Annotated in this window: 27 protein-coding genes and 1 pseudogene; 11 read left to right on the plus strand and 17 right to left on the minus strand. The window is 61.1% G+C overall.

From position 1 onward, the window contains the following. The 5 genes and pseudogenes from ACQ7C1_RS05500 to ACQ7C1_RS05520 form a co-directional block, all read right to left on the minus strand. Window positions 1-168 (minus strand): annotated as a pseudogene (locus ACQ7C1_RS05500) (sugar ABC transporter substrate-binding protein); the annotation flags it as partial. A 98-nt stretch (window positions 169-266) separates the two neighbouring features. Beyond that, complete coding sequence (locus ACQ7C1_RS05505) at window positions 267-1775, minus strand: aldehyde dehydrogenase family protein (RefSeq protein WP_430957610.1); 1509 nt, start codon at window positions 1773-1775, stop codon at window positions 267-269. After that, window positions 1775-2554: an enoyl-CoA hydratase/isomerase family protein gene (locus ACQ7C1_RS05510; RefSeq protein WP_430957611.1), complete on the minus strand. Its 780-nt coding sequence runs from the start codon at window positions 2552-2554 to the stop codon at window positions 1775-1777. Before ACQ7C1_RS05510 ends, ACQ7C1_RS05505 begins: the two co-directional genes overlap by 1 nt. After that, complete coding sequence (locus tag ACQ7C1_RS05515; RefSeq protein WP_430957612.1) at window positions 2547-4160, minus strand: acyl CoA:acetate/3-ketoacid CoA transferase; 1614 nt, start codon at window positions 4158-4160, stop codon at window positions 2547-2549. The genes ACQ7C1_RS05510 and ACQ7C1_RS05515 overlap by 8 nt, the downstream gene beginning before the upstream one ends. A gap of 22 nt (window positions 4161-4182) precedes the next feature. After that, on the minus strand, window positions 4183-5238 hold the full coding sequence (locus tag ACQ7C1_RS05520) for a LacI family DNA-binding transcriptional regulator (RefSeq protein WP_430957613.1): 1056 nt from the start codon (window positions 5236-5238) through the stop codon (window positions 4183-4185). Between the two features lie 266 nt (window positions 5239-5504). On the opposite strand from ACQ7C1_RS05520, the gene ACQ7C1_RS05525 reads away from it, so the two are divergent. Together ACQ7C1_RS05525 and ACQ7C1_RS05530 are read left to right on the plus strand one after the other, a co-directional pair. Next, entirely contained in the window at window positions 5505-7037 is a 1533-nt protein-coding gene (locus ACQ7C1_RS05525; protein ID WP_430957614.1) for a PAS-domain containing protein, read from the plus strand. Between the two features lie 101 nt (window positions 7038-7138). Further along, on the plus strand, window positions 7139-7762 hold the full coding sequence (locus tag ACQ7C1_RS05530) for a carboxymuconolactone decarboxylase family protein (protein ID WP_085777838.1): 624 nt from the start codon (window positions 7139-7141) through the stop codon (window positions 7760-7762). Window positions 7763-7795: 33 nt separating this feature from the next. Here ACQ7C1_RS05530 and ACQ7C1_RS05535 read toward each other — a convergent pair whose 3' ends face one another. After that, complete coding sequence (locus ACQ7C1_RS05535) at window positions 7796-8839, minus strand: alpha/beta hydrolase (protein ID WP_430957615.1); 1044 nt, start codon at window positions 8837-8839, stop codon at window positions 7796-7798. 230 nt (window positions 8840-9069) lie between these two features. On the opposite strand from ACQ7C1_RS05535, the gene ACQ7C1_RS05540 reads away from it, so the two are divergent. Then, window positions 9070-9633, plus strand: a complete 564-nt coding sequence (locus tag ACQ7C1_RS05540; RefSeq protein ID WP_430957616.1) for a nucleoside 2-deoxyribosyltransferase — start codon at window positions 9070-9072, stop codon at window positions 9631-9633. Between the two features lie 12 nt (window positions 9634-9645). Here the strand turns inward: ACQ7C1_RS05540 and ACQ7C1_RS05545 are convergent, their stop codons facing one another. Next, window positions 9646-10533: a LysR family transcriptional regulator gene (locus tag ACQ7C1_RS05545; RefSeq protein ID WP_430957617.1), complete on the minus strand. Its 888-nt coding sequence runs from the start codon at window positions 10531-10533 to the stop codon at window positions 9646-9648. Window positions 10534-10647: 114 nt separating this feature from the next. On the opposite strand from ACQ7C1_RS05545, the gene ACQ7C1_RS05550 reads away from it, so the two are divergent. From ACQ7C1_RS05550 to ACQ7C1_RS05565, 4 genes are all read left to right on the plus strand, one after another. Then, entirely contained in the window at window positions 10648-11499 is an 852-nt protein-coding gene (locus ACQ7C1_RS05550) for an oxidoreductase (RefSeq protein WP_430957618.1), read from the plus strand. A 153-nt stretch (window positions 11500-11652) separates the two neighbouring features. Continuing rightward, complete coding sequence (locus ACQ7C1_RS05555; protein ID WP_430957619.1) at window positions 11653-12657, plus strand: ketopantoate reductase family protein; 1005 nt, start codon at window positions 11653-11655, stop codon at window positions 12655-12657. 122 nt (window positions 12658-12779) lie between these two features. Next, window positions 12780-13091, plus strand: a complete 312-nt coding sequence (locus ACQ7C1_RS05560) for a DUF1883 domain-containing protein (protein ID WP_085777832.1) — start codon at window positions 12780-12782, stop codon at window positions 13089-13091. A gap of 246 nt (window positions 13092-13337) precedes the next feature. After that, window positions 13338-14012: a VIT1/CCC1 transporter family protein gene (locus ACQ7C1_RS05565; RefSeq protein WP_430957869.1), complete on the plus strand. Its 675-nt coding sequence runs from the start codon at window positions 13338-13340 to the stop codon at window positions 14010-14012. Between the two features lie 13 nt (window positions 14013-14025). On the opposite strand, the gene ACQ7C1_RS05570 is transcribed toward ACQ7C1_RS05565, so the two are convergent. Further along, complete coding sequence (locus tag ACQ7C1_RS05570) at window positions 14026-15342, minus strand: replication-associated recombination protein A (RefSeq protein ID WP_430957620.1); 1317 nt, start codon at window positions 15340-15342, stop codon at window positions 14026-14028. Beyond that, entirely contained in the window at window positions 15339-16742 is a 1404-nt protein-coding gene (locus ACQ7C1_RS05575; protein WP_183706378.1) for a DegQ family serine endoprotease, read from the minus strand. Before ACQ7C1_RS05575 ends, ACQ7C1_RS05570 begins: the two co-directional genes overlap by 4 nt. A 133-nt stretch (window positions 16743-16875) precedes the next feature. Between ACQ7C1_RS05575 and ACQ7C1_RS05580 the strand changes: the two genes are divergently transcribed. Together ACQ7C1_RS05580 and ACQ7C1_RS05585 are read left to right on the plus strand one after the other, a co-directional pair. Next, entirely contained in the window at window positions 16876-17256 is a 381-nt protein-coding gene (locus ACQ7C1_RS05580) for a YkvA family protein (RefSeq protein WP_097601656.1), read from the plus strand. Between the two features lie 19 nt (window positions 17257-17275). Next, window positions 17276-17626 carry a lysozyme inhibitor LprI family protein gene (locus tag ACQ7C1_RS05585; RefSeq protein ID WP_086005019.1) on the plus strand — a complete coding sequence of 117 codons (351 nt, stop codon included), beginning with the start codon at window positions 17276-17278 and terminating at the stop codon, window positions 17624-17626. A gap of 59 nt (window positions 17627-17685) precedes the next feature. Here ACQ7C1_RS05585 and ilvD read toward each other — a convergent pair whose 3' ends face one another. Beyond that, complete coding sequence (gene ilvD / locus ACQ7C1_RS05590) at window positions 17686-19524, minus strand: dihydroxy-acid dehydratase (RefSeq protein WP_085777826.1); 1839 nt, start codon at window positions 19522-19524, stop codon at window positions 17686-17688. Between the two features lie 338 nt (window positions 19525-19862). Here ilvD and msrP point away from each other — a divergent pair, with 338 nt between their 5' ends. Both msrP and msrQ read left to right on the plus strand, forming a co-directional pair. After that, window positions 19863-20810, plus strand: a complete 948-nt coding sequence (msrP, locus tag ACQ7C1_RS05595; RefSeq protein ID WP_430957621.1) for a protein-methionine-sulfoxide reductase catalytic subunit MsrP — start codon at window positions 19863-19865, stop codon at window positions 20808-20810. Then, entirely contained in the window at window positions 20810-21466 is a 657-nt protein-coding gene (gene msrQ, locus ACQ7C1_RS05600; RefSeq protein WP_430957622.1) for a protein-methionine-sulfoxide reductase heme-binding subunit MsrQ, read from the plus strand. Before msrP ends, msrQ begins: the two co-directional genes overlap by 1 nt. Window positions 21467-21475: 9 nt before the next feature. Here the strand turns inward: msrQ and ACQ7C1_RS05605 are convergent, their stop codons facing one another. From ACQ7C1_RS05605 to secY, 7 genes are all read right to left on the minus strand, one after another. Then, window positions 21476-21880: a DUF2809 domain-containing protein gene (locus tag ACQ7C1_RS05605; RefSeq protein ID WP_430957623.1), complete on the minus strand. Its 405-nt coding sequence runs from the start codon at window positions 21878-21880 to the stop codon at window positions 21476-21478. 142 nt (window positions 21881-22022) lie between these two features. Further along, window positions 22023-22445, minus strand: a complete 423-nt coding sequence (gene rplQ, locus ACQ7C1_RS05610) for a 50S ribosomal protein L17 (RefSeq protein ID WP_011424993.1) — start codon at window positions 22443-22445, stop codon at window positions 22023-22025. Between the two features lie 124 nt (window positions 22446-22569). Next, a complete protein-coding gene (locus ACQ7C1_RS05615) occupies window positions 22570-23580 on the minus strand; it encodes a DNA-directed RNA polymerase subunit alpha (protein WP_003547579.1) in 1011 nt (336 codons plus the stop codon). Window positions 23581-23677: 97 nt separating this feature from the next. Further along, on the minus strand, window positions 23678-24067 hold the full coding sequence (rpsK, locus tag ACQ7C1_RS05620; protein WP_003547577.1) for a 30S ribosomal protein S11: 390 nt from the start codon (window positions 24065-24067) through the stop codon (window positions 23678-23680). Window positions 24068-24200: 133 nt separating this feature from the next. Further along, window positions 24201-24569 carry a 30S ribosomal protein S13 gene (rpsM, locus tag ACQ7C1_RS05625; RefSeq protein WP_011424992.1) on the minus strand — a complete coding sequence of 123 codons (369 nt, stop codon included), beginning with the start codon at window positions 24567-24569 and terminating at the stop codon, window positions 24201-24203. A 222-nt stretch (window positions 24570-24791) separates the two neighbouring features. Then, a complete protein-coding gene (locus ACQ7C1_RS05630; protein WP_085777823.1) occupies window positions 24792-25442 on the minus strand; it encodes an adenylate kinase in 651 nt (216 codons plus the stop codon). Further along, window positions 25439-26779 (minus strand): preprotein translocase subunit SecY, encoded by a 1341-nt coding sequence (gene secY, locus ACQ7C1_RS05635; RefSeq protein ID WP_085777822.1) that lies wholly within the window; start codon window positions 26777-26779, stop codon window positions 25439-25441. The genes ACQ7C1_RS05630 and secY overlap by 4 nt, the downstream gene beginning before the upstream one ends. Between the last annotated feature and the right edge of the window lie 125 nt (window positions 26780-26904).

Here is a 26904-nt window from a genome sequence, read left to right on the forward strand (position 1 = left end):
GCCTTCCTTCGACAAATCCTCCTTCAGGACGTTCAACGCGGCCGCCTCGCCGCCAGACGTCCACCAGTGCAGCATCTGCACTTCCTTCACGTCGGCAGCGCGGGCGGGCACGCCGGCGCCGGCCAGAGCCAATGCGATCACCGCAGTCGTTGTCAGAAACTTACGCATCAAAGAACCTCCCAGTTCAGTTTGGAGGATGCGGAACCATTCCCGCATCCGGTCACCCGCCCTCCTCAGGCGTAGCTTCGCTGCCGGCCAAGCCGGCCTTAGCTTCGCGGCATCCACCAATTGGTGCGCTTGCCGATATGCATGTTCAGCGTCTTGGTTTCCGTGTATTCCTCGACCGCATGGCGGCCGAGCTCGCGGCCGAGGCCGCTCTGCTTGTAACCGCCGAAGGGAAGCTCTGAGGCGCCGTCCATGAAAGTGTTCATCCAGACCGTGCCCGCCCGCACCGACCGGCCGATCGTCAGGCAGGTGTCGAAATCGCGGCTCCAGACGCCAGCCGACAGGCCGTAGTCGATCGAATTTGCAATCCGGATCGCTTCGGCAGTCGTCTCGAACGTCAGAACCGACAGGACCGGGCCGAAGACTTCCTCGCGCGCCACCGCCATATCGGGTGTCACCGCTTCGAGGATCGTCGGCGACATGAACTGCCCCATGCCGAGATCGAGTGTCTCGCCACCATGGGCGACGCGAGCGCCGCTGCCCCTCGCACCGGCGACATATCCCGAGATCTTTTCCAGATGCTGCGGCGTGATGATCGCGCCGACTTGCGTCGAGGGATCTAGGGGATCACCGACCCTCACTCCCTTCGACAGCTCGGCAATCCGCCTGACGATGTCGGAGGCGGTTGATTTATGGAGGATCAGCCGCGAGCCGGCGTTGCAGCACTCGCCGGCATTGAAATAGGCTCCGAAGACAGCGGCATCGACGAAGGCATCGAGATCGGCGTCCGGGAATACGATCTGCGGGTTCTTGCCGCCGAGTTCCAACGAGACCTTCTTCAGCGTCTGCGCCGCATTCGACATCGTCAACTTGCCGACTCCGGTCGAGCCGGTGAAGGACACCATATCGACGTCCAGATGCGACGTCATGACCGAGCCGACCTCAGGTCCCGTACCGGTGACAATGTTGACGACGCCATCCGGAACACCTGCTTCCTGCAGGATTTCTCCGAGCACGAGCGTCGATCCCGATGTCAGTTCCGAGGGCTTGACGACGGTCGTGCAGCCCGCTGCCAGGGCGAAAGGCAGCTTCTGGCCGACGATGAGGAACGGAAAATTCCAGGGCGTGATGATCGACACCACGCCGATCGCTTCGCGCAGCACGACGCCGAGCGTACCATCGCCGAGCGTGTTATAGCTTTCCCCGTGAAGGTCGCGCGCAAGCGCCGCCGCGTAACGCCAGATGTCGACCGAACCGGCAATTTCACCCCGCACCTGGGTGATCGGTTTCCCCGCCTCGATCGCATCGAGAAACGCCAGCTCCTCTGCCCGCGCCGCGATCAGATCGGCAGCCTTGAGCAGGATGGCGGACCGTTCGGAAGCGGTCATCCGCGGCCACGGCCCGAGATCGAATGCCTTGCGTGCGGCAGCAATGGCGCGCTCGGCATCCGTCTTGCTGCCTGTGGGGAAGCGGCTGACCACGACCCCGTGGCTCGGCGCGATACGCTCGATCGGATCGGCGCTGCCGGCCTCCCATCTGCCGTCGATCAGCATCTGGAAATCGCGCGCTTTGTGATCGCTCAGCGCGGTGGGGTTGACCAGGACCGTCATTACCATTCTCCCTTGAACGTTGCCGGGCGCTTCTCGCTGAATGATGCGACGCCCTCCTTCAGATCGCCGGTCTTGGCGGCGAGGATCGAGCCCAGGGCTTCGACCGCGGTTCCATTGTCTTCACCGTTCGCCGATGCGATCATCAACTTGGCGATCTCGATGGCCGCCGGCCCCCTTGCGGCGATCCGTTCAGCATAGTCCCTGGCGGCGGCCAGCGCGTTTCCGGTTGGAACTACCGCATCGACGATTCCGAGCAGGCGCGCCTCCTCGGCGGTGAAAATCTCGCCGCCGAGCGCCATGCGCCGGACGGCCTGGGCGCCGAAGCGGCGCACGAGACGCTGGGTCCCGGACCAGCCCGGCACCATTCCAAGGCCGGTCTCCGGCAGGCCGATCTTGATGTGTTGCTCGGCGAGGCGAATGTCGGCGACACCTGCAAGCTCAAGCCCGCCTCCGAGGGCATGGCCGTTCAGGGCCGCGACCAGCGGCACCCTGAGCGTCGCCAGTCTTTCGAAGATACGGTGGCCGTGGCGAACCCAGGAATGACCGAATTCCTGCGGCAGCATTCCGCCCCAGGCCTTGATATCGCCGCCGGCAGAAAAGCCCTTTCCTTCGCCAGTGAGAACGGCTGCGCGAACGTCCGGGTTCGCCTCCACCGCGTCGGCCGCCTCCGCCAAAGCCTTCAGCATGTCGAGATCGAGCGCGTTCAGCTTCTCCGGCCGGGAGATCGTCAGCGTTGCCACGTGGCCTTCGATATCGACCTTGACCGTTCCGCTAGCCATGAAAGGTGCCCTCCAATGTCCGCGCCTTCTTTGCGGGAAGCGAGAGGCCGATCTCAGCCTCAAGGAACAGTGCGGCGTCCATAACCTTGAGATCAGGCGCGACGATCAGCGGGAACTCGGACTGGTCGAGGATATGAGCCTGCAGATCGACCCCAGGAGCGATCTCGGTCAACACGATGCCGTCGGGCGTCAGCTTCATCACACACCGCTCGGTGACATAGGTGATGTCCTGCCGCTGCTCGATCGCCCGCCTGCCGCTGAAGGTGACGTGTTCGACCTCGTTCACCAGCTTCTTCAGCTTGCCTTCCCTCTCGATGAGCAGAGTTCCATCGGCGATCGAAAGCTTCGCTCCGGCGTTGAACATGCCGGAGAAGACGATCTTCTTCGCCCGCGCCGTGATGTCGACGAAGCCTCCGGCACCCGCCGTCACATGCGGCCGGAAGGAGAGCTTGGAGACATTGACCGAACCGTCCCTGCCGATCTCGAGGAAGGAGAGCAGCGATGCATCGAAGCCTGCCCCTTGGAAATAGGTGAACTGATAGGGAGACGGCATATAGGCATCGGCGTTGGAGGCGCAGCCGAAGGCAAAGTCAAGCAGCGGCACGCCGCCGACCGCGCCCTGCTCGATGACCCAGGTGACCGCGCCGTGGAGCCCCTCCTCCAGCAGAATGCGCGGCACATTGGCCGAGATGCCGAAGCCAAGATTGACGCAGCTTCCCGCTTGAAGTTCCTGCGCGACGCGACGCGCAATGACCTTCTGAACATTGAACTCCGGAACGCTGAAGCTATCGAGCGGGCGGAAGATCTCCCCTGATATCGCCGGATCGTACTGCGTCTGAGTCGTCTGCTTCTGTTCGGGATCGACGATGACATAGTCGACCAGCATTCCCGGAACCCGGACGTCATGCGGTTTCAGCGAGCCTTCCTTGGTGATCCGCTTGACCTGCGCGATGACGATCCCGCCATTATTGCGGGCGGCAAGGGCCTGATCGAGACCGCCGAGATAGGCGCCTTCATGTTCATATGTGAGGTTGCCGCGTTCGTCGGCCGTCGTAGCGCGAATGATGGCGACCTGAGGAACGATCGAGGGAAAGAACAGCCAATCGTCGCCCTCGAAGCTGACGCGCTTGACCACCGGATCGTTCGAAGCCAGTTCGTTCATCGCGCAGCCCTGCCGCCGGGGATCGACGAAGGTGTCGATGCCGATCTTGGTCAGGACGCCCGGCCGCTTGGCGGCGGCCTCGCGGTGAATGTCGAAGAGAATACCGGAGGGAATGTTATAGGCCGGAATCTCATTGTTGGTGATCATCTGCCAGATCAGCGGCGGTTCGGCCGTCGACGGGCCGGAGGGATAAGAGCCGCCGATGACGCATTTGAGCAGTCCCTTCTTGGCGATACAGTCGACGCCCTTGATGCCACTCATATCCCCGGCGGCAATCGGGTGAAGGGTTGTAATGTGACGGGGATGGCCGGTCGCATCGAAACGCTCGCCGATCGCCTTCAGCATCAGGTCGGGGCAGCCGAGACCGCTCGACGAGGACACTGTGACAACGGCGCCGTCCGGGATCAGTGCCGCCGCTTCGGCTGGTGTCAGATGCTTCTTCATGTGCGTCACTTCGAACCCCGTTTCAATTTGCCGCTCCGCCAGCCCTCGCCTGCGAGGCTGTGCCGGCGCCGCAACTTTCGCGGACGACGAGCCGAACGGCTGTCGTCACCGTCTCCGCTTCGGCCTTGCCGGCATTGATCTGCTTGAGGAGCATCAGCGCGCCGCGGCGCCCGATGCCTTGTGGATCGACCGAGACCGTCGTCAGCGCCGGAACCGCCGCCTGAGCCTCGATGACGTCGTCGAAACCGACGACGGCAAAGTCGGCGCCCGGCTCCAGACGGCGCGCACGTAATCCGTCGCAGACTCCGAAGGCGACTGCATCGTTGAAGCAGACGGCTGCAGTGGGCCTATCGCCATAAGCAATCGCTTTTCCGATCGCCTCGACGCCGCCCGCTCGCGACGGGGCAGACGAGATCACGAGTGCCTCGTCGTAGCCGAGTCCGGCCGCTTCCATTCCGCTGCGGTAACCGGCAAGGCGATCGTCGAAGACAGCGGTATCGGGAAAACCGCCGAGAAAAGCGACACGCTTATGACCGAGACCCACCAGATGCTGAACGGCTGACATCATGCCGGACCGGTTGTCGGAGACTATGGACGACACCTTAGCGCCGGGCAGGTTTCGAACGACTACCACGACGGGAATCCCTGCCGCGACCAGTGGCTTGAAGTCGGCGGCATCGGTGGCGCGCGCCGGCGAGACGATCAGGCCCGAAATGCCATGTTCGCGCATAGATGCGACAACTTCGCGCTGCCTGTCGATGCTCTCACCGGTATTCGCCAGGAACTGCACGAAACCAGCCGACTGAACGACCATATCGACACCCACCGCCAGCTCGGCAAAGAAGCTGTTCGTCAGGTCGTTCACGACCACGCCGATGATCCTCGATTTTGCACCCGCCTGCCGTAGATTGGCCGCGCCGCGATTGTAGACATAGCCAAGCTCCCGCATCACGGCATTGACCTTTGCGCGCGTTCCCTCGTTGACGAGGGAGGAGCCCTGCAACACCAGCGACACCGTCGACTTGGAGACGCCAGCGGCCTTCGCAATGTCGATCACGGTCACCCGGTTTTTTGTCATTTCGCCCTCCCGACGCCACCGTCGTCTAATGCATATTTATTTGGAACGTTCCAAACATGTCAAGAGGTATTTCCGTTAAAGTGGCGTCGTATGGACATTACTCCGTCGTCCTGACACCGCAGGGCGAGATTGTTTGTTTGGAACGATTTAATTGCGAGGCATGGACTGCCCTCAAGGAACTCCTGTCCAGAGGCATTAGCGAAACTTTATCGTTTGTGGCCAATTCTGGGGATCGGGAACGTGCCAGATCCAAAGTGGGGCCGGAGATGCCGCATTCATTTGAAGCCATGCTGGAGAACCTGCCGCAGGGCATTGTTCTCCTTGACTCTGCCAATATGGTGACGGCTTTCAATGCCCGCGCGCTTGATATTCTGGGCCTTCCCAATGGCGCTCTGCGCAGAGGAATGAACATCCACAGCTTGCCCGGCACCGCTGACTGCAAGGCAGCCGCTTGTTCAGGGTTGACGATCGGCGGACCGCACACCTCGCAGTTTGCACTGTCCGACGGACGGATGATCTCACTGACCTGCGCTCCCTCGAGAGAGGGAAGCTGGATCCTAAGCTATGAAGACATCTCGACGCATATCCGCGTAAAAGACAATCTGACGGAACAGCATCACCGGTTCGATGCAGCCCTCAGCAATATGCCGCATGGGCTCTGCATGTTCGATTCGACGAAGAAGCTGATATTGTCCAATGCGTCCTATGCGCGGATGTACGATCTTCCGGACTTTCTGACGCAGCCCGGAACGCCGCTGGTGGACATTCTCGCCTATCGATGTCGGCAGGGAAATGGTCCGGCCGATACCGCCACCTATTTTGACGTCGTCTTCGAAGCGACGGCACTCGGTGCGCCGGCGAGCCAGAACATCGCGCTTACCGACGGGCGCATCATCAAAATCACCCACAATCCGATGCAGAACGGCGGATATGTGGCGACCCACGAGGACGTCACCAAGACCGTGCGGCTGGCGGAAGAACTGCGCCGCCATCATGATCAACTCGAAATTACGGTGCAAAGCCGAACGGCAGAGGTCGAACGGCAGGCGCGCGAACTTGAGCGGATGCTCGCCCAGGAGCGGAGCATCAACGAATTGCAGCGGCAGTTCGTGGCGATGGCATCACATGAATTCCGCACCCCGCTTGCAATCATCGATGCTGCCGCCCAGCGGCTGCTCCGGAAAGGCGGCACGGTCGAGGCCGAATTTCTCAACGACAAGGTCGAACAGATCCGTGCATCGGTGAACCGGATCGTCGATCTCATCGAGAGCATCCTGGCGGCCGGACGCCTCGATACCGGCAAGATCGATATCAGTTATGACGCCTGCGCCGTGGGAACGTTGATCAGAACATGCTGCGAGCGGCAGTCGGCGATCTCGAAGACGCATGGTTTCGTGCTTGACATAGACGGGTTGCCGGAATTCATCGATGCCGATCCCCGCAGCTTAAGCCAGGTCTTTACCAATCTGCTGTCGAATGCGGTGAAATACGCGCCAGGAACCTCCGAAATTCGTGTCACGGCATGGGAGGAGACGGGCAATATCAAGGTTTCGGTCAGCGACGATGGCGTGGGGATCGATGCTGAAGACGTGCCCCGGTTGTTTCAGCGCTATTTCCGCGCGCGGACGTCGACCGGGATTGCCGGAACCGGTATCGGCCTCAATCTTGTGAAGCAGATCATCGAACTGCATCAAGGCTCGATAGAGGTGCGGAGTGCAAGAGGGTGCGGGTCCACCTTCACCGTCACTCTTCCAATCAAGAGAGCCGCTGACGTACTGGCGAGCAACGATGTTGCCTGATCATTCAGCCTATGGCCGATGGCTCGTTCCCGAACTGCCGGAGCGGGATTGCTGTCCGGCATATCTACCCTATCCTTCTCGCAATAGAGGAGGATCATGCCATGGCTTTCATTCACACCCCGGATGCATCCGCCAGCGAGAAGACGACGTCGATGTACGCGTCGGCCGAGGCGAATTATGGTTATCTGCCGAACATGTATCGTGCCTTCGGCCACCGGCCGGAGGTAATGGAGAGCTGGGCCGGGCTGCTTTCGAGCATTCGCGGCCATATGAGCCTCAGGCGCTACGAACTGGTAACGCTGGCGGCGGCCAAAGAACTCAAATCCTCCTATTGCATGCTGGCGCACGGCTCCGTGCTGCTGCGCGAGGGATTTACCAGCGACGGGCTGACGGCGGTTGTCAACGAGACCGAAAAGGCGCCGATCGATGCCGGCGAACGCGCGATCATGACCTTTGCAGCCAAGGTGGCGCGTGATGCGACATCGGTCACGCAGCAGGATATAGACGGATTGAAGAAACACGGGCTGAGTGACGCCGAAATCTTCGACGTCACGGCCGCCACAGCGGCCCGCTGTTTCTTTTCGAAAATGCTGGATGCGCTCGGCGCTGCGCCCGATCACGCCTATATCGAGCGGCTGGAGCCGAATGTGCGAAAGGCGCTCAGTGTCGGCCGGGAAGTCGAGCGGCCTCTGGCGCCCACACCCTCGGGCGGCACATCGCATTGATGCAGTGTCGGCTGACGCCGGCGGCTGTGGCCCCTATTCTTCCGGTTTGTCGGCAAAATGCCGGATCGCAAACTCGGCAATAGTCTGGCTCGAGCGATCGGCATCGTCGAGCATGGCGGGAAATAGCTGCCACTGATGCGGCATGCCCGGCCAGACCTCGGTGGTCACATCCACGCCCTCCTCGCGCGCTTTGTCGGCGAGGCGCAGCGTGTCGTCAAGCAGGGCTTCGCCGGAACCGACCTGCAGCAATAGCGGCGGGAATCCCGTCATGTCGGCATAAAGCGGTGAGGCCTGAGGATCGGTGGCAGGCCGGCTGCCGAGATAGGTCTTACGCAAAGTCTCGAGCCACGCCTTATCGACCAGCGGGTCGCTGCCGGCATTTGCCGTCATCGTTCCGCCCGTCGCGGCGAGATCGGTGATCGGGCTCAGCGCAATCACCGCCGCCGGCAGGGGCTTTGCTGCCTGCTTCTGCCGCAGCACAGCCTCGAGCGCGATATTGCCACCGGCGCCGTCTCCCGCCACGATGACATTCTCGTTGCGATAGCCGTTATCGAGAAGCCAGCGGTAGGCCGTCAGCGCGTCGTTGATCTGGGCGGGATAGGCATACTCCGGCATCAACCGATAATTGATCAGAAGCACGTCGCTGGATGCGGCCTTGGCGAGCGAACCGGCGAAGAGGCTGTGCGTGCGGATGGAACCGCCGGAAAAGCCGCCGCCATGAATGTAGAGAATCACCCTTTTGCCGATCGGGTGATGGAGCCGGGCGGGCCACATCAGCTCGCCATCCACGCCGTCGGCATCGACCTGCCTAACCTGGATGCGCGTCGGCCCGGGCATTGTTTCCATCAGCCTGGCGAAAGCAGCCCTGCGCTCTTGCAGACTGTCGGCGCCGGCAAAATGCTCCTTCCAGAGGCCGAGCAGCTTTTCGACCTGCGCATGCGAGGACTGGCTTTGCGGCCCGATTTCCTGTCCCAGCGCCAGTGGAGACGATAGAATCAGCACGACCAAGGCGGGAAAGAGATATCTGGGCCGCTTCGACCCTCCTCGATCAGCATTCGACAAAATCCGCCCCTTCATCAATCTCTCCCGATGATGCTGCCGATGGCCGTATCTTTGGCCGCTTTGCCCAGCGGAGTCAAAAGGGTGACGAGTGCAACCTTCCGCTTTTTCAAGTCTCCAACGGAGACCGGAAAAAATCGACAATCACCGCCAGCGCGGCTTGCCATCTGGCAGGCTACCGTCGGAAATAGGCTCCCGCCCTGCCCTCAACTTCCGTGCTTCGGCTCGCTTAGGAATGAAGGATACCGATGACCACCATTTATCTTGCCGGCCCGGAAGTCTTTCTTCCCGATGCACTGCCCATCATGGCCGAGAAGCGCCGGTTGGCGCGTCAGTTCGGCTTCGAACCGACGGGGCCCGGCAGTGACGAGAACCAGACGCCGATAAAGCGGACGGCTGCGGAGATCTACGCCCGCAATGACGTCGCCATGCGCCGGGCCGAAATCTGCCTCGCCAACATCACTCCCTTTCGGGGCGTCAGCGCCGACCCGGGCACGGTCTACGAGATCGGCTTCATGATTGCTCTCGGGAAATCGGTCTTCGCCTATACCAACCACCCCGACGACTATGGGCTGCGCGTCCGCTCGATCTGGTATGCGGGAATGGGGATCGACGAGACGAGCGGACGCCCGCGCGGGCCTGACGGCATCGCGATTGAAAATCACGGCATGGCCGACAACCTGATGATCGACGGAGGCGTCGAGGCGACGGGAGGCAAGGTATTCCGTGCGACCGCTCTGCCGGCGGATCCTGCACGCGACCTGACGATTTATCTTCAGGCGCTTCAGACGATCGCTGGTCTGCGTGGGTAGGAATTGAAGCTTTTACTCTGCCCTGATCGCGTCGATCACCGCCCTGAAGCCCGCAGACATGTGTCGGCGGCTGGGATAATAGAGATAGAGCGGTTCCTCCGGCTGACACCAATCATCGAGCACCTGGACGAGCTCTCCGTCGGCAATGGCCTTTGCGACGCGAGGCTCCCAGATATAGGCAAGGCCGACGCCGCCGAGCGCTGCCTGCATCATCAGTTCGTGATCGTCGAGCGAAAGCGGTCCGGTCGGCTGAAAGCTCACCGTCTGGCCGTCCTTCTCGAATTCCCAGGCATAACGTGCACCGGAGGGAAACATGTTCTGGATGCAGAGGTGGCGCTTGAGCTCGTAAGGCGTTTGCGGCTTCGGACGCCTTGCGAAGTAGGCCGGTGAACCGACAACGACCAGGCGGATGCGCGGCTTGATGCGCAGGGCGATCATGCCTTCCGTGACGCGCTCGCCGAAACGGATGCCGGCATCAAAACCTTCCTCGACGATGTCGACCAGCCGATCGGTCGCGTTAATTTCCAGCTGCAAATTGGGATTACGTTCAATCAAAGGGGCGATGACACGGCCGATGACGAAGGAACCGATCGAATTCGGCACGTTGATCCTCACCCTGCCGAATGGCGTGTCGCGGTAGCGGTTCAGCGCATCGAGTGCGGTCGCCATCTCCCCGAACGCCGGGGCGAGATGTGAGACCAGGAGTTCGCCGGCTTCCGTCAGCGAAACGCTGCGGGTTGTGCGGTTGAGCAGTCGAATGCCCACTCTGTCTTCCAGATTTAGCACGGCATGGCTAACGGCAGAGGCTGTGACGCCCCGCTCCTCCCCCGCCTTGCGGAAGCTCTTGTGCCGCGCCACGGCCGCGAAGGCGGCCAGTTCGGAAAGTTCCGTCGCACGCATTGCTGAATTCCGCTCATCATAGCTTCAATAATAACAAATCTTATACAGCATCGGAATTTCGGTCAAATTCAGCCCGTCAGCACAAAGATGCGACGCCAACAAAGGGAATTCGTCATGAAAGTCTGGTTTATTACTGGTGCATCCCGCGGTTTCGGCGCGTTGATGACCAAGGAAGCACTTGCAGCGGGCGATGCCGTCATCGCCACCGCCCGCAACGCCAAGACCATTATCGAGCAGTTCGGGGATCATCCGAACCTGCTGGCCGTCGCCCTCGACGTCACCAACGAGACGCAGGCGAAGGAGGCTGCAGCCGCCGGCATCGCCCGCTTCAGCCGCATCGACGTGCTTGCCAACAATGCCGGCTACGGCCTGCTCGGCGCCGTCGAGGAAGCCACAGCCGAAGAGATCGAAAAGATCTATGCCACCAATGTCTTCGGTCTCCTGAAGGTGACACGCGCCGTGCTGCCATATATGCGCCGCCAGCGTTCCGGCCACATCCTGAACTTCTCCTCGATCGGCGGCTATTTCGGCTATCCCGGCTGGGGCGTCTACGGCTCGACCAAATTCGCCGTCGAGGGACTGTCGGAATCCATGGCCGCCGAACTCGAACCTCTCGGCATCAAGGTGACGATCGTCGAGCCCGGCTTCTTCCGCACGGACTTCCTCGCCGACAGCTCGCTTGCAATAAGCCCGGCCTCGATCGCCGATTACGAAGGCACGCCGGCCGGAAACATGCGTAGTTTCGCCGCCGACGCCCATCACGCCCAGCCTGGCAACCCCGCCAAGCTCGCTGCCGGCATCATGACGATGGTCGACTCCGCCAACCCGCCACTGCGCATGCCATTCGGCAGCGATACGGTCGCTATGATCGAGGCGCAGCATGCGAGTGTCGAAAAGGAACTGGCCGACTGGCGCGAGCTTGCCGTCTCCACGGATTTTGAAAGCCACGCAACCGCTGGGGTCTGAGCAGCCAAGACCAATGCCGCCGCATTCGGATTTGGGCATGCGGCGGCAGCGCCTTGGAATTGATGCAAAGAAGCCTTGCGGCGAATTGGCATTCGCCTCTCGCTGAGGTTGGCCTAGATGTAAGTCAGACCGTGACCCGTGAAGAGGCAACGCATGTCCATCAAGACCATCTGTATTTATGGCGCCGGCGCCCTTGGCGGCGCTATCGCCGCCAAGCTCGCAGGCAAGGAAGATAACGACATCGACGTCTCCGTCGTCGCGCGTGGGGCGCATCTCGATACGATCCGCAGCCACGGTCTCAGCCTGCGCGGGGCCGATGCGGAAACCCCGCTCAAGGTGCGCGTGACGGCAACCGACGATCCGAAGACATTGCCGCGACAGGATCTCGTCATCACCGGCCTGAAGGGACATCAGCTGCCGCCTGCCGCCGAGGGGATCGCCGGTCTGCTCAAGCAAGGCACCCGCGTCGTTATGATCCTCAACGGCATTCCGTGGTGGTATTTTCATCGCGATACCAGGAGCGGATATGCGGAGCTGCAATTCGACGAGCTCGATCCCGGCGGCAGGCTCTGGCGGCTGATCGGCCCCGACCGCGTGATTGGCTGCGTCGCTTATCAAGGTGCGGAAGTTGCCAGCCCGGGCGAGATCCGGCTTTCTCACAACGGCCGCTTCGTGCTTGGCGAGCCCTCCGGCGAAATGTCTGCCGATCTTTCGACCATAGCAGCGGTGCTGACCGGCGCCGGCCTCAGCATTACGACCACGGCGGACATCCGCAGCGAAATCTGGAGCAAGTTGATGGGCAATGCCGCCTTCAACCCGATCAGCGCTCTGACGCGGGCGCTGATGACCGACATTATGGCGGATCCGTCGCTCATGGATCTGATCAGCAAGGTCATGAAGGAAGTGCGCGCCGTCGGCGACGCGGTCGGCGCGCATTTTGCCATGTCAGTCGAGCAGCGGCTGGAGCAATCGCGCCACATCGGCGGGGTTCGAACCTCGATGTTGCAAGACTTGATCGGCGGCAAGGCGCTCGAAATTACCCCGCTTGTGGGCATGCTGGTGGCGCTTGGACGCCTGATCGCCGTGCCGACCCCGGTATCGGAGACGATCCTGGCGCTGGTAACGCAGCTGGATCGGGAAAACCGGCGCGGCAACTGACAACGAGGAGAGCGGCGGCCATCGGGGTCGATCATCCCTTTCCCGACACCGCGCCGATTTCCAACTTTTCGTTAACCGGCATGCTGGTAAAATCTCGCCAAGTTATCAGACGCCGCGAGACGATGCAGAAACCGAATTTCCGCTTCACCCATTACGATCTCAAGGAACAGCGAGCCGGAACGATCGTCGAGGTGTCTCTGAATGCGGTGAACAATGTTCGTCTGATGACGGCGCCGAACTTCCAGCGTTTCACCGAGGTTCTCGATTTCAAATATATCGGCGGCGTGGCGCGCAAGTCGCCGGTCAAGCTCGCCGTTCCGGAAAGCGGCCACTGGCACGTTGTCGTCGATATGGAAGGCCACCACGGGCTCGCGGAATCCGCCGTCAAGGTGATCGCCGCGCCTGTCAATCAGAAGACGCCACGCCCCTCCTGAGCTTTGCAGCACCGGCATCTTTTCTGACGCGCCGGGACAGGCACGGACGTGTTTTGTCGACAGACCTGATCACGAGACGGCCAATCGTACTGATCTTGATCACGATCAATGAATCATCCCGAGTCGTCGTTCACAATTCTCAGTCGCGGGGCTTCCACCACGCCGCCAGCTGGAGTCGGCTCCCATTCATGCTCGGATCGCGGAGAGAGGAACGGCAGACGAAGATCTAATCACCTGGGGCAGCCCATGACTTCGAACCCGATTGATCGTGTTACCGATATCATCGATCCCGGCGATGCACTCGGTGAAGTCCTTTTCGGACTGATCATGGCGCTGACTTTGACGGTCGGCTCGAGACTTGTTTTTGAAGAAGAGGGGTTGGATGCTCAGGAGTTGATCGTCGCAACAGTCGGATGCAACGTCGCCTGGGGGATCATTGACGCCGTTTTGTTCGTTCTGGGGACGACGTTTTACAAGAGCAGGCGGCTGCGCCTTTTTCGGCAAATCAAAGCCGCCGGAAGCGAGACCGCGGCGCTCAACATGCTCGCGCAAGAATTCCCGATCGAAGAAGCACCGTTTTCTGCAAAGGCTGCCGATGCGGACCCGCTTTACAGATCACTGCTGACGCTCGCACGCAGGGCCGATCCTGTGAGGGCGTCCCTCTCGAAAAATGATCTCCTTGCCGCCCTCGCGGTCGTTTTTCTCGTCTCGGTCACGTCCATACCGGCCGTGACCCCTTTGTTTCTCATCGACAGCGCCCACCTCGCTCTGAGAGTCAGCAACCTGTTTCTCATCATGCTGCTGTTCGTGACGGGTTATGCGTGGGCGAAATTTTCGGGAGGCAGGCCCTTTTATGCGGGGATGACGATGACTTGCCTCGGATTGCTTCTGGTCGCCATAGCGGTCGCTCTTGGCGGTTAACCCCGCCCACGCGTCAGCGCGGATTGCGCTCTTTGCGCAGCTTCGCCCACCATTCCAGCCGCTTACGGATATCCCGCTCGAAGCCGCGCTCCGGCGGATCGTAGAAGGTCTGGCGGCCCATTTTCTCCGGGAAATAATCCTGGCCGGAAAAGGCGTCCGGCTCGTCATGGTCGTAGCGATAACCTTCACCATAGCCCTCGCCTTTCATCAATTTGGTCGGCGCATTGAGGATATGTTTGGGCGGCAACAGCGAGCCGTTCTGCTTCGCGGCCTGGCTTGCCGCCTTGAAGGCGGTATAGACGGCATTCGATTTCGGAGCGGTGGCGAGATAAACGCAGGCTTGGGCAAGCGCCAGCTCCCCCTCCGGCGACCCCAGGTAGTCATAAGCATCCTTGGCGGCGTTGCAGATCACCAGCGCCTGCGGATCGGCAAGGCCGATATCCTCCACTGCCATGCGCACCAGACGCCGGCCGAGATAGAGTGGATCTTCGCCGGCATCGAACATGCGGGCGAGATAATAGAGCGCAGCATCCGGATCCGAGCCGCGCACCGATTTATGCAATGCCGAAATCAGATTGTAGTGGCCGTCCTGCGCCTTGTCGTAGACAGGGGCGCGGCGCTGGACGATATGCGCCAACGCTTCGGTGTCGAAACTCTCCCCCTCGCGCGCCGCGCGCCAGACCTCTTCGGCAAGCGTCAGCACCGCGCGGCCGTCGCCATCGGCCATGCGGATCAGGCTGGCGCGCGCCTCCTCGGTCAGGGGCAGCGGCCTCTGCTCGATCGCCTCGGCGCGCGTCAGCAATTCCTCCAGGCTCTCTTCGTCATGTGACTTGAAGGTGAGGACGCGGGCGCGCGACAACAGAGCGGCGTTGAGCTCGAAGGAGGGATTTTCGGTGGTGGCGCCGACGAGGATGACGGTGCCGTCCTCCATGACCGGCAGGAAACTGTCCTGCTGGGCGCGGTTGAAACGATGAATCTCATCGACGAACAGCAGCGTCTGGCGGCCGTCCATGCGGCGCATGCGAGCCGCCTCGAACACTTTCTTCAGATCGGCGACGCCGGAAAAGATCGCCGAAATCTGCTCGAAGGCCAGCCCCGCCTCACCGGAAAGCAGCCGCGCCACGGTCGTTTTGCCGGTGCCTGGCGGACCCCAGAAGATCATCGATCCGAGCGAACCGCTTTCGATCATCCTCTTCAGCACGCCGTCCTCACCGGTCAGATGTTCCTGGCCGGTGACATCGGCAAGCGTCTTCGGCCGCAACCGGTCGGCAAGCGGCCGCCTGGCGGCAACCTCCTCCGGAATACGCGGCGCGAAGAGATCATTGCTCATCGAAAGAACTGCCTGATACGCTGGCCATCGCGCTCGATCTCGACCCGCCAGAGACCCGGATCGCTGCTGGCTATCTCGGCCAGTTCTTTGGTCGATTTTACTTCCGTTCCGTTGATCGAAACGATGATATCCTTGGGCTCAAAACCCAGGCGGGCTGCCGGGGAATCTTCCTTGACATCGGCAACGACGACACCCGCCGATTCCGAGGGCATGCGCAATTCATCTGCGACGCGCGGCGACAGGTTTTCGACGACGGCGCCGGTAAAGGGAGTGCGCCCGCCGATGACGCGCTGGTCGCGCGGCGAGGTCTCCGGCGCGCGGTCGAGCGCCAGCGACAACTGCTCCTCGTGACCGTTGTCAATGACGGTCAGATTGACCGTTTTGCCGAGGCCGGCTGTCGTCAGGCGATAGAGCAACGCATCCGGATGCTCGACGGAAATGCCGTTGACTGATGTGACGATCTGGCCGGCCTTCAGCCCGGCCTTCGCCGCCGGGCTGCCTTCCGAAACCTTGACGACGAGTGCGCCGCGTACTTTGTTGAGCCCAAGCGCTTCGGCGACTTCCGACGTCACGGCATCGAAGCTTGCGCCGACATAGGGCCGCTCGAAGGATTTGACGCCGGCATCGGCGGAAGCGAGGAAGACTTTGACGAGATTGGCAGGAATGGCGAAGCCGATGCCGTTCGAGCCGCCGCCGCGCGAGAAGATCGCGGTGTTGATGCCGATCAGCTCGCCCTTCATGTTCATCAATGCGCCGCCCGAGTTGCCCGGATTGATCGAGGCGTCGGTCTGGATGAAGAAGCCGAACTCGTTCTTGACCACCTGGTTACGGGCAAGTGCGGAGACGATACCGCTCGTCACCGTCTGGCCGACGCCGAAGGGATTGCCGATCGCCAGCACCAGATCGCCGACTTCGACAGTATCGGAATTGCCGATCGGCAGCGTCGGGAAGCTCTCCTTGGTGTCGATCTTCAGCACGGCGAGGTCGACGCGGTCATCGCGCAACACCACCTTGCAGGGGAATTCGCGGCCATCCGGCAGCGCCACCTTGATGTCATCGGCGCCTTCGACGACGTGATTGTTGGTGACGACAGTGCCGTTCGCCTCGACGATGACGCCGGACCCGAGCGAGGACTGCTTCTCGGATCGATTCGGCATCTGCTGACCGAAGAACTGCTCGAAGAAGGGATCGCCGGCAAAGGGCGACTGGCGCTGGATGATCTTTTCCGCATAGACGTTGACGACGGCGCCCGAGGTCTGTTTGACCAGCGGCGCAAATGAGAGCTGCATCTGCATCTGGCTCTCGGGCACCGTCTTTGCCGTCTGCGCCTGGGCCGCAGCCGGCAGAACGAGCATGAGAGCGAAGAGCGAAACGGAGGCGCGCTTGAACAGGCCTTGCATGGGTATCCCTTTTGAATCCTCTTAAGCAACGTTGTAGCGTCCGACGCTAGAAAGGAAAGAGGGCGGAAGCATGGAAGAATAAGGCAAGGAAGTGCCCTGAAGGCGCTGCGAATTTGATCCGGGAAGATCCACCATGCAACTGATATCAAAAGCCAAAATCTGGGCAAAGTCACTGAAGCGTGACATCGTGGCGCTGTGGCTTGCCGCCCGCGATCCTCGCGTGCCCTGGTATGCGAAAGCGGTCGCTGGCGCTGTCGCAGCTTATGCGCTTTCGCCGATCGATCTGATCCCCGATTTCATTCCTGTGCTCGGCTATGTCGACGATCTCGTCATCGTGCCGCTCGGCATCCTGCTGGCGACGCGGCTTGTGCCGGCAGAGGTGATGGCTGCGCTTCGCCAGGAGGCCTCAAGGCGGACTGAGCGCCCCTCCGGCGGGGCCGGACTGATCTTCATCCTTGTCGTCTGGCTCGCCTGCATCATCTTTCTGGCTCTGGCAGTGCGCAAGCTGATTTGATCGGCAGTAAAGGAAGATGATGATGACATGGCGAATGTCGGCCGCGCTCGGTTTGGCGATCCTGATTTTCCCATCGGATCCTGCATGGTCGGCGAGCTTCGATTGTGATGCGAAGGAATTGAAGCCGGACGAAAAGGCGATCTGCGACAACCGCGCCCTCAACGACGCCGACGTCAAGATGGTAACGACCTTCGAGCTGCTCTCCGGGCTGCTGGCCATGGGCTCGCGCGGCACGTTGCAGGACGAGCAGACCGCCTGGCTGAAGAAGCGGCAGGAATGCGGCGCCGATGCCGCCTGCATCAAGGCTGCCTACGACGAGCGGATGAAGCAGCTCGGCGAGACCTATAAAAACATCAACCGGCCGCTTTGACAGCGACCGGTTGACAAAGCAGCTGACTCTTAATCAGCGGGCCGTAGGTTCGAGGCTACTCAACGAGCGTTCAGATCCCGCACGGCGCCGCGATCGGCGCTCGTCGCGAAGGCAGCGTAAGCTTTGAGCGCGGTGGTGACGTTGCGCTTGCGAACCTCGGTCGGCCGCCAGCCCTTGCCGTCTTGCTCGGCGCGGCGGGCGGCGAGCTCGGGCTCGCTGACACGCAGGCTGATCGTACGGTTGGGGATATCGATATCGATCATGTCGCCTTCGCGCACCAGGCCGATCGTGCCGCCATTTGCCGCTTCCGGCGAGACATGGCCGATCGAGAGACCCGAGGTGCCGCCGGAGAAGCGGCCGTCGGTGATGAGCGCACAGGCCTTGCCGAGGCCTTTCGACTTCAGATAGCTCGTCGGATAGAGCATTTCCTGCATGCCGGGACCGCCCTTCGGGCCTTCGTAGCGGATGACGACGACGTCGCCAGCCTTGATCTCGTTGGCGAGGATCGCCTTGACCGACGCATCCTGACTTTCGAAGACGCGGGCCGGGCCTGAGAATTTCAGGATCGATTCATCGACGCCGGCCGTCTTGACGATGCAGCCGTCGACCGCGAGATTACCCTTCAGCACGGCAAGACCGCCATCCCTCGAGAAGGGATGTTCGACCGAACGGATGACGCCGTTTTGGCGATCGGTGTCGAGCTCGTCCCAGCGGGCCTCCTGGCTGAAGGCGACCTGGGTCGGGATGCCGCCGGGAGCGGCGCGATAGAAGTTGCGGACGGTGTCGCTGCTGGTGCGGGTGATGTCCCAGCGATCGATTGCATCGCCGAGCGTCTCGGCATGGACGGTCGGGCAATCGCGGTTCAGCAGGCCACCCTTATCGAGCTCTCCGAGGATCGACATGATGCCGCCAGCGCGATGGACATCTTCCATGTGTACATCGCTCTTGGCAGGCGCGACCTTCGACAGGCATGGCACCCGGCGCGACAGGGCGTCGATATCGGCCATAGTGAAATCGACTTCGCCTTCATGGGCTGCTGCCAGGATGTGCAGGACCGTATTGGTCGAACCGCCCATGGCGATATCGAGCGCCATCGCATTCTCGAAAGCCTGCTTGGAGGCAATGGTGCGCGGCAGCGCCTTGACGTCGTCCTGCTCGTAGTAGCGGCGGGCGAGATCAACGATCAGGTGGCCGGCCTCGACGAAGAGGCGCTTACGATCGGCATGGGTGGCAAGCGTCGAACCATTGCCGGGCAGCGACAGGCCGAGCGCCTCCGTCAGGCAATTCATGGAGTTTGCGGTGAACATGCCGGAGCACGAGCCGCAGGTCGGACAGGCTGAACGCTCGATCACCTTGACGTCGTCATCAGAGATCTTGTCGTCGGCAGCCGCGACCATGGCGTCGACGAGGTCGAGCGCATGTTGCTTGCCATGCAGCACGACCTTGCCCGCTTCCATCGGACCGCCGGACACGAAGACGGTGGGGATGTTGAGGCGCAGCGATGCCATCAGCATGCCGGGAGTGATCTTGTCGCAGTTGGAAATGCAGACCATTGCATCAGCGCAATGGGCATTGACCATGTATTCGACGCTGTCGGCGATCAACTCGCGCGAGGGCAGCGAATAGAGCATGCCATCATGGCCCATGGCGATGCCGTCGTCGACGGCGATCGTATTGAACTCCTTGGCGACGCCGCCGGCCGCCTCGATTTCGCGGGCGACGAGCTGGCCGAGATCCTTCAGATGGACGTGGCCCGGCACGAACTGGGTGAAGGAATTCACCACCGCGATGATCGGCTTGCCAAAATCCGAGTCCTTCATGCCCGTGGCGCGCCAAAGGCCGCGCGCGCCCGCCATGTTGCGGCCGTGGGTCGTGGTTCTGGAACGGTAAGCTGGCATCGGGGTCTTCCTCGACATGTCGGAAACATCAGGCGAAGCCGGGGCGGCAATGAAGCCTGCGGGCCGGGCGAACGCCGCTTTTTGGAATTGTCCTAATCCAATCGATGGGGGCTGTCACTACCGGCAAGGCCAAATCCGGTACGCCGCCAGGAGAAGCGCGTTGAGCGCCATTCGAATATATACGGTTCGGCGGGCCTTTGGTTACACCCTATCCCATCACAGCAGAACACAAAAAATTGGCTTCCTGTCAGCAATATTCAAGGCATAGAAATTGATCCGAACATGCGGGCGGTTCGTTTAAGGACTATATTCGGAATATCCGCCCTGGAGGTTTCGACATGCCAAACTATCGCCCCCCAAAGATCGCGTCGTCGGAGATCACGCCGCGCCAGATCTATCTGCGCCGCCGTGAATTCCTGGGCGCAGCGACGCTTGGCGCCATGGCGCTCTATGGCGCTGGAAAGGCCAGCGCGGCCGCCCTTTCCGCCGTCGAGAGCAAGTACAAGGTCGATGAGAAGACGACGCCGATCAAGGACGTCACGACCTACAATAATTTCTATGAGTTCGGTCTCGACAAGGGCGACCCCGCCGCTCTCTCCGGCGATTTCAAGCCGCTGCCCTGGACGGTCAAGGTCGACGGCATGGTCAACAAGCCAGGTACCTTCGACGTCGAGGCGCTGATGAAGGAATTCCCGATCGAGGAGCGCACCTATCGGATGCGCTGCGTCGAGGCATGGTCGATGGTCATTCCATGGAACGGGTTTCCGCTGGCGGCGCTGCTCGACAAGGTGGAGCCGCTCGGCAGCGCCAAATATATCGCCTTCGAAACCGTCGTGCGACCGGAGGAGATGCCCGGGCAGAAGGGCTTCTTCCAGTCGCTCGACTGGCCCTATGTCGAGGGCCTGCGGCTGGACGAGGCGCGCCACCCGCTGACGCTGCTTGCCGTCGGGCTTTATGGCGAAACGCTGCCGAACCAGAACGGTGCGCCGATCCGCCTCGTCGTGCCGTGGAAATACGGCTTCAAGGGCATCAAGTCGATCGTCAGGATCACGCTCACCGACCAGCAGCCGAAGAACACCTGGCAGGTGACCAATCCGCAGGAATACGGTTTCTACGCCAACGTCAATCCAGCCGTCGACCATCCGCGCTGGAGCCAGGCGAGCGAGAGGCGCATCGGCGAAAGCGGCTTCTTCGGCGCCAGCCGTCACCCCACCCTGCCCTTCAACGGCTATGCCGACGAGGTGGCGAGCCTTTATGCCGGCATGGATCTGAAGGCGAATTTCTGATGGCGGAACTGTCGCTCGCCATCCCGAAGCGCTGGCAGCCCGCTTCCGTCTGGCTGCTTTATGTCGTCGGGTTCGTGCCCGCCGCCTGGACCTTCTATCTCGGCGCGACCGATCAGCTCGGCGCCGATCCGGTCAAGACCTTTGAGCTCTTCCTCGGCATCTGGACAATCCGCTTCCTGATCGCAACACTTGCAGTGTCCCCTGCCCGCGAGTTGTTCGGCTGGAATTATCTGCGCTACCGCCGCGCTCTCGGCCTTTTGACCTTCTACTATGCGCTGATGCATTTCACCGTTTACATGGTGCTCGACCAGGCGATGGATATTCAGGCCGTCGTCAACGACGTGCTGAAGCGCCCGTTCATCATGTTCGGCATGGCTGGCCTTGCCATGCTTATTCCCCTGGCGGTGACATCCAATAATTTCTCGATTCGTCACCTCGGTACGACCTGGATCTGGTTACACCGCCTCGTCACCATCATTGCCGCCTGCGGGGCTCTGCATTTTGCCCTTTCGACCAAGATCCTCGATCTCGAGCAGTTTATTTATGTGGGGTTGATCATCGCGCTCATCCTTTACCGCTCCTGGCGGCCGATCGCGCGCAGTCGGAAGAAAAGCCAGGGGCGGCAGCGCAATCGTGCGGTGGCGTCGGTTTCCTGAAGCCAGCCGTCAACGGCGCGCGGGATCAAAGGCACAGACCACAGCGATGCCGATCGCATAGGCCGCTATGTTCCAAAGGGAAAATATCCGGCCAAGCAACAAGGCGCCTGCAGTCGTCAACCGAAACGCGTCCAACCAGGGTGTATGATAAAGTCGGAAGAATTCGACTGCGATTGCCATGAACAGCGCCATGACCGCAATGACTGCCCGCGGTGACTTTCCGAGAACGAGCGCCACCAGCAGATAGACCATCGCCCCCCACAGCGCCGACCCGCCATATTTGACGACGACGAAAGGCAGATCGACCGCGTAGCCGAAGCGCCTGAGCGCCAGGCCGGCCGCAATCACCACAAGCACAGCCCCGAGACGGAGGAGCTGCGCTCGAGAATGCGCTTCGCGCATAGAACCTTCCATCTTAATCTCCACAGTTTGGAGCTCGGGACAGACATCGCTCCGTCACCGAAGAAGCTGCGCCGCTTCCGTTTTCGGCCGATGCACAAATGAAAACAGCCGGGCTTCGCAGCCCGGCTGTTTTCTATCCGCCGAAACGGAAGACTTAGGCGGCGACGGCCTGCTCTTCGGCAGCGACGCGGGCCTTGTCGGCTGCGCCCTTGGCGTAAGTGTCGCGGTCGACGAACTCGATCACGGCCATGGCGGCGTTGTCGCCCTGGCGGAAGCCGGCCTTCATGATGCGCAGGTAGCCGCCGTTGCGGGTGGCGTAACGCGTTGCGATCGTGTCGAACAGCTTCGAGACGACGGCAGCATCGCGGATCTGCGAGATCGCCTGACGGCGAGCGTGCAGGTCGCCGCGCTTGCCGAGCGTGACGAGCTTTTCGACGATCGGACGGATTTCCTTGGCCTTCGGCAGGGTCGTGACGATCTGCTCGTGGGTAATCAGCGAAGCCGCCATATTGGCGAACATCGCCTTGCGGTGGCTTGCAGTTCTATTCAGCTTGCGGCCGGCTTTACCATGGCGCATTGCTATTCTCCTTTAATGCAGTGCCCTTACTTCGTTACCGGGCCTGCCGTTTCCTGGCACATGCAGGCGATATGCCTGCTGTTTGACGGGGAAAGGCAGTCGAAAGAGCCTGCCTTTTGTTTTCTTAATATTGGTCTTCGTAGCGCTTGGCGAGATCTTCGATGTTCTCGGGCGGCCATGCCGGCACTTCCATGCCGAGGTGCAGGCCCATGGAAGCGAGAACTTCCTTGATTTCGTTCAGCGACTTGCGACCAAAATTCGGCGTGCGGAGCATTTCTGCTTCGGTCTTCTGAATCAGGTCACCGATGTAGACGATGTTGTCGTTCTTCAGGCAGTTTGCCGAACGGACCGACAGTTCTAGTTCGTCCACCTTCTTGAGGAGAGCCGGGTTGAAAGCAAGTTCGGTGACTGCTTCCTCTTCGGTTTCCTTCTGCGGCTCGTCGAAGTTGACGAAGACGCCAAGCTGATCCTGGAGGATGCGCGCCGCAAAAGCGACGGCGTCTTCGCCGGTGATCGAGCCATCTGTTTCGATGGTCATGTTCAGCTTGTCGTAGTCGAGAACCTGCCCTTCGCGGGTATTTTCAACCTTGTAGGACACCTTCTTGACCGGCGAATAGAGGCTGTCGACCGGGATAAGGCCGATCGGAGCATCTTCCGCACGATTACGCTCGGCCGGAACATAACCCTTGCCGTTATTGACGGTGAACTCCATCCGGATCTCGGCGCCCTCGTCGAGCGTGCAGATCACATGCTCGGGGTTGAGGATTTCGATATCGCCGACCGTCTGAATGTCGCCAGCCGTGACAACGCCCGGGCCCTGCTTGCGCACGACCATGCGTTTTGCGTCGTCGCCATCCATCTTGATGGCGATTTCCTTGATGTTGAGCACGATATCCGTGACATCTTCGCGGACGCCGGGAATCGAGGAGAATTCATGCAGCACGCCATCGATCTGCACCGCCGTAACGGCAGCACCGCGCAGCGAGGAGAGCAGAACGCGGCGAAGCGCGTTGCCGAGGGTGAGGCCGAAGCCGCGCTCCAGCGGTTCGGCGACGAGCGTCGCCCTGGTGCGCGAGCTCGAGGAGAACTCCACCTTGTTCGGCTTGATCAGTTCCTGCCAGTTCTTCTGAATCATGAGTTTGCCTTCCGTTCGTTGCCACCATCCAATCGTGACAACCGAGCTTGAAAACCACCGGGAGCGCCAAGGCGCTCACCGGTGACGAGAGCGATGATCAGACGCGGCGCTTCTTGCGCGGACGGCAGCCATTGTGCGGGATCGGCGTCACGTCGCGGATGGACGTGATCATGAAACCTGCAGCCTGGAGCGCACGCAGAGCCGATTCACGACCCGAACCCGGACCGCAGACTTCGACTTCCAGCGACTTCATGCCGTGTTCCTGGGCCTTCTTGGCGCAGTCTTCGGCAGCGATCTGGGCAGCAAAGGGGGTCGACTTGCGCGAACCCTTGAAGCCCTTGGCGCCAGCCGACGACCAAGCGATCGCATTGCCCTGCGCATCGGTGATGGTGATCATCGTGTTGTTGAAGGTCGAGTTAACGTGCGCGACACCCGACGAGATATTCTTGCGCTCGCGACGGCGAACGCGGACGGCTTCCTTAGCCATGCTATTCCTTTCTTTGATCTCTTCACCGCCGTAATACCAGCGGCTACACCGGAACGGCGCCTACATGGTCCCGCTCCAAACTCAAAAGAGGCCGGCGCGGACCGCCAGCCTCCCCACCCCGGTTTCCCGGAAATTACTTCTTCTTGCCAGCGATTGCCTTTGCCGGACCCTTACGGGTGCGGGCATTGGTGTGCGTGCGCTGACCGCGGACCGGAAGGCCGCGACGATGACGCAGGCCGCGGTAGCAGCCGAGATCCATCAGACGCTTGATGTTCATCGCGGTTTCGCGACGAAGATCACCCTCGACCTGATAGTCACGGTCGATGGTTTCGCGGATCTGAAGGACTTCAGCGTCCGTCAGCTGATGCACACGACGCTCAGCCGGAATACCGACCTTCTCGACGATTTCCTGTGCGAATTTCGGACCGATCCCGTGAATGTAGGTCAGCGCGATGACTACGCGCTTTGCAGTCGGGATGTTGACGCCAGCGATACGTGCCACGCCTGTTCTCCTTGCATTCCAGTTGCCATCCGGCAAGTGGGCTTCGTTATGCGACCCTCAGGGCCGCCCGTTCAGATTTAATGTCCGTAACATGTCAAAACGACCGCACCCGGACTTCCCAGGGAAATCCGCGCCGATCGCAGGGAATGTCGCGAGTTGGCGCGGTGTTTAGCGGAATCACTGCTGAAAAGCAACCGTTTCCGCCAAGTTTATTTTCAAGCCTTAAAGCTTGGAAAGAATGGCTTCGACCTCAGCAGTCACCTGGTCGATTTCAGCCATGCCGTCGACAGATCTGAGCTTGCCCTTGGCATGGTAGTAACCGATCAGCGGTGAGGTCTCCTTGTAGTAGACCTGCAACCGGGCCGTCATGGTCTCCGGAGTGTCGTCGGGACGGCGCTTGAAGTGGGTAGAGCCGCACTTGTCGCACACACCCTCATTGGCCGGGACCTTGTCCGTGTCGTGATAGACGCTACCGCACTGGGCGCAGGAGTAGCGGCCGGCAACACGACGGACCAATTCGGCATCATCGACACGGAATTCGATGACGACGGAGAGACCAAGACCCTTTGCTCTCAGCATCGCTTCGGTGGCGTCCGCCTGAACGAGCGTCCTGGGGAAGCCATCGAGAATGAAACCGTTGGCGCAATCGGGCTGATCGATTCGCTCCGAGACGATGGCGATAACGATCTCATCCGAGACCAGCTTACCGGCGTCCATGACCGCCTTGGCGCGCTTGCCGATCTCCGTGCCGGCGTTGACCGCCGCACGCAGCATATCTCCCGTGGAAAGCTGCGGAATGCCGTGCTTTTCCACGATCCGCTGGGCCTGGGTTCCCTTGCCCGCGCCCGGCGGCCCCAAAAGGATAAGTCTCATCGCCCCCTCTTTCCTCCTCGCAACTTCGATTTCTTGATCAGGCCTTCGTATTGCTGCGCGATCAGGTGACCCTGGATCTGTGCAACCGTATCAAGAGTTACGCTAACCACGATCAAAAGCGAAGTCCCACCAAGGGATAATGGAATGCCGGTTTGCGACACCAGAATCTCCGGGAGGATGCAGACGAAGACGAGATATATGGCGCCGATCACCGTGATACGGGTCAGCACGTAGTCGATGTATTCGGCGGTGCGCTCACCGGGACGGATGCCGGGAATAAAGCCGCCATGCTTCTTCAGATTGTCGGCCGTGTCCTTCGGATTGAAGACGATGGCCGTATAGAAGAAGGCGAAGAAGGCGATCAGCGCCGCATAGAGCACCATGTAGAGCGGCTGGCCATGGCCGAGGGCGGCAACGATCGACGTCGCCCAGGCAGGCATGGCCGTGGTGTTGGCAAAGCCCGCGACTGTCGCCGGCAGCAGCAGCAGCGAAGAGGCAAAAATCGCCGGGATCACGCCCGAGGTGTTCAGTTTCAGCGGCAGGTGCGACGTATCGCCCTGGAACATGCGGTTGCCGACCTGGCGCTTCGGATACTGGATCAGCAGCCGGCGCTGGGCGCGCTCCACGAAAACGATGACACCGATGACGGCGATTGCGACAATGATGACGAGCAGGATGAGGCCGGTCGACAGCGCCCCGGTGCGGCCGAGTTCAAGCGTGCCGGCAAGAGCGCTCGGCAGGCCGGCTGCGATACCGGCGAAGATGATCAGCGAAATGCCGTTGCCGATACCGCGCGAGGTGATCTGCTCGCCCAGCCACATCAGGAACATCGTGCCGCCGAGCAGCGTCAGAACGGTGGAAATACGGAAGAACCAGCCCGGATCGACGACAAGGCCCTGGCCGCTCTCCAGGCCGGCCGCAATGCCGTAAGCCTGAAGCGCACCCAGAATGACGGTGCCGTAGCGGGTGTACTGGTTGATGATCTTGCGACCCTGCTCGCCTTCCTTCTTCAGGTTTTCAAGCGTCGGCACGACCGACGTCATCAGCTGCACGATGATCGAAGCGGAGATATAGGGCATGATGCCGAGCGCAAAGATCGCCATGCGCTGAACGGCGCCGCCCGAGAACATGTTGAAAAGGCCGAGAATGCCGCCTGCCTGGCCGCGGAACGCCTGGGCATAGGCTTCGGGATTGAGACCCGGAAGCGGGATATGGGTGCCGAGCCTGTAGACGAGGAGAGCTGCCAGTGTGAACCACAGGCGCTTCTTCAAATCCTCGGCTTTGGCAAAGGTCGAAAAATTGAGGTTGGATGCCAATTGTTCCGCTGCAGAAGCCATGCGATTCTCCGCCCTACCAATTCCGGCGTCTCTGGGGAAATGCCGGCCCCGGAATCAGTATGAAAATAATTCAAAACCGGGTTTTGGACGGATTGCAGCGCAACCCCATGCCTCACCCTTGTTTT

Origin of the sequence: Rhizobium sp. Nf11,1, from assembly GCF_050587665.1 — a bacterium.
Lineage (GTDB): Bacteria > Pseudomonadota > Alphaproteobacteria > Rhizobiales > Rhizobiaceae > Rhizobium.

What these genes read in the sequence shown, in the direction of transcription:
- ACQ7C1_RS05505 (WP_430957610.1), bottom strand. Translation starts at nt 1,775, where the DNA reads ATGACGGTCCTGGTCAACCCCACCGCGCTGAGCGATCACAAAGCGCGC.
- ACQ7C1_RS05510 (WP_430957611.1), bottom strand. Translation starts at nt 2,554, where the DNA reads ATGGCTAGCGGAACGGTCAAGGTCGATATCGAAGGCCACGTGGCAACG.
- ACQ7C1_RS05515 (WP_430957612.1), bottom strand. Translation starts at nt 4,160, where the DNA reads ATGAAGAAGCATCTGACACCAGCCGAAGCGGCGGCACTGATCCCGGAC.
- ACQ7C1_RS05520 (WP_430957613.1), bottom strand. Translation starts at nt 5,238, where the DNA reads ATGACAAAAAACCGGGTGACCGTGATCGACATTGCGAAGGCCGCTGGC.
- ACQ7C1_RS05525 (WP_430957614.1), top strand. Translation starts at nt 5,505, where the DNA reads ATGCCGCATTCATTTGAAGCCATGCTGGAGAACCTGCCGCAGGGCATT.
- ACQ7C1_RS05530 (WP_085777838.1), top strand. Translation starts at nt 7,139, where the DNA reads ATGGCTTTCATTCACACCCCGGATGCATCCGCCAGCGAGAAGACGACG.
- ACQ7C1_RS05535 (WP_430957615.1), bottom strand. Translation starts at nt 8,839, where the DNA reads ATGAAGGGGCGGATTTTGTCGAATGCTGATCGAGGAGGGTCGAAGCGG.
- ACQ7C1_RS05540 (WP_430957616.1), top strand. Translation starts at nt 9,070, where the DNA reads ATGACCACCATTTATCTTGCCGGCCCGGAAGTCTTTCTTCCCGATGCA.
- ACQ7C1_RS05545 (WP_430957617.1), bottom strand. Translation starts at nt 10,533, where the DNA reads ATGCGTGCGACGGAACTTTCCGAACTGGCCGCCTTCGCGGCCGTGGCG.
- ACQ7C1_RS05550 (WP_430957618.1), top strand. Translation starts at nt 10,648, where the DNA reads ATGAAAGTCTGGTTTATTACTGGTGCATCCCGCGGTTTCGGCGCGTTG.
- ACQ7C1_RS05555 (WP_430957619.1), top strand. Translation starts at nt 11,653, where the DNA reads ATGTCCATCAAGACCATCTGTATTTATGGCGCCGGCGCCCTTGGCGGC.
- ACQ7C1_RS05560 (WP_085777832.1), top strand. Translation starts at nt 12,780, where the DNA reads ATGCAGAAACCGAATTTCCGCTTCACCCATTACGATCTCAAGGAACAG.
- ACQ7C1_RS05565 (WP_430957869.1), top strand. Translation starts at nt 13,338, where the DNA reads ATGACTTCGAACCCGATTGATCGTGTTACCGATATCATCGATCCCGGC.
- ACQ7C1_RS05570 (WP_430957620.1), bottom strand. Translation starts at nt 15,342, where the DNA reads ATGAGCAATGATCTCTTCGCGCCGCGTATTCCGGAGGAGGTTGCCGCC.
- ACQ7C1_RS05575 (WP_183706378.1), bottom strand. Translation starts at nt 16,742, where the DNA reads ATGCAAGGCCTGTTCAAGCGCGCCTCCGTTTCGCTCTTCGCTCTCATG.
- ACQ7C1_RS05580 (WP_097601656.1), top strand. Translation starts at nt 16,876, where the DNA reads ATGCAACTGATATCAAAAGCCAAAATCTGGGCAAAGTCACTGAAGCGT.
- ACQ7C1_RS05585 (WP_086005019.1), top strand. Translation starts at nt 17,276, where the DNA reads ATGATGACATGGCGAATGTCGGCCGCGCTCGGTTTGGCGATCCTGATT.
- ilvD (WP_085777826.1), bottom strand. Translation starts at nt 19,524, where the DNA reads ATGCCAGCTTACCGTTCCAGAACCACGACCCACGGCCGCAACATGGCG.
- msrP (WP_430957621.1), top strand. Translation starts at nt 19,863, where the DNA reads ATGCCAAACTATCGCCCCCCAAAGATCGCGTCGTCGGAGATCACGCCG.
- msrQ (WP_430957622.1), top strand. Translation starts at nt 20,810, where the DNA reads ATGGCGGAACTGTCGCTCGCCATCCCGAAGCGCTGGCAGCCCGCTTCC.
- ACQ7C1_RS05605 (WP_430957623.1), bottom strand. Translation starts at nt 21,880, where the DNA reads ATGGAAGGTTCTATGCGCGAAGCGCATTCTCGAGCGCAGCTCCTCCGT.
- rplQ (WP_011424993.1), bottom strand. Translation starts at nt 22,445, where the DNA reads ATGCGCCATGGTAAAGCCGGCCGCAAGCTGAATAGAACTGCAAGCCAC.
- ACQ7C1_RS05615 (WP_003547579.1), bottom strand. Translation starts at nt 23,580, where the DNA reads ATGATTCAGAAGAACTGGCAGGAACTGATCAAGCCGAACAAGGTGGAG.
- rpsK (WP_003547577.1), bottom strand. Translation starts at nt 24,067, where the DNA reads ATGGCTAAGGAAGCCGTCCGCGTTCGCCGTCGCGAGCGCAAGAATATC.
- ACQ7C1_RS05630 (WP_085777823.1), bottom strand. Translation starts at nt 25,442, where the DNA reads ATGAGACTTATCCTTTTGGGGCCGCCGGGCGCGGGCAAGGGAACCCAG.
- secY (WP_085777822.1), bottom strand. Translation starts at nt 26,779, where the DNA reads ATGGCTTCTGCAGCGGAACAATTGGCATCCAACCTCAATTTTTCGACC.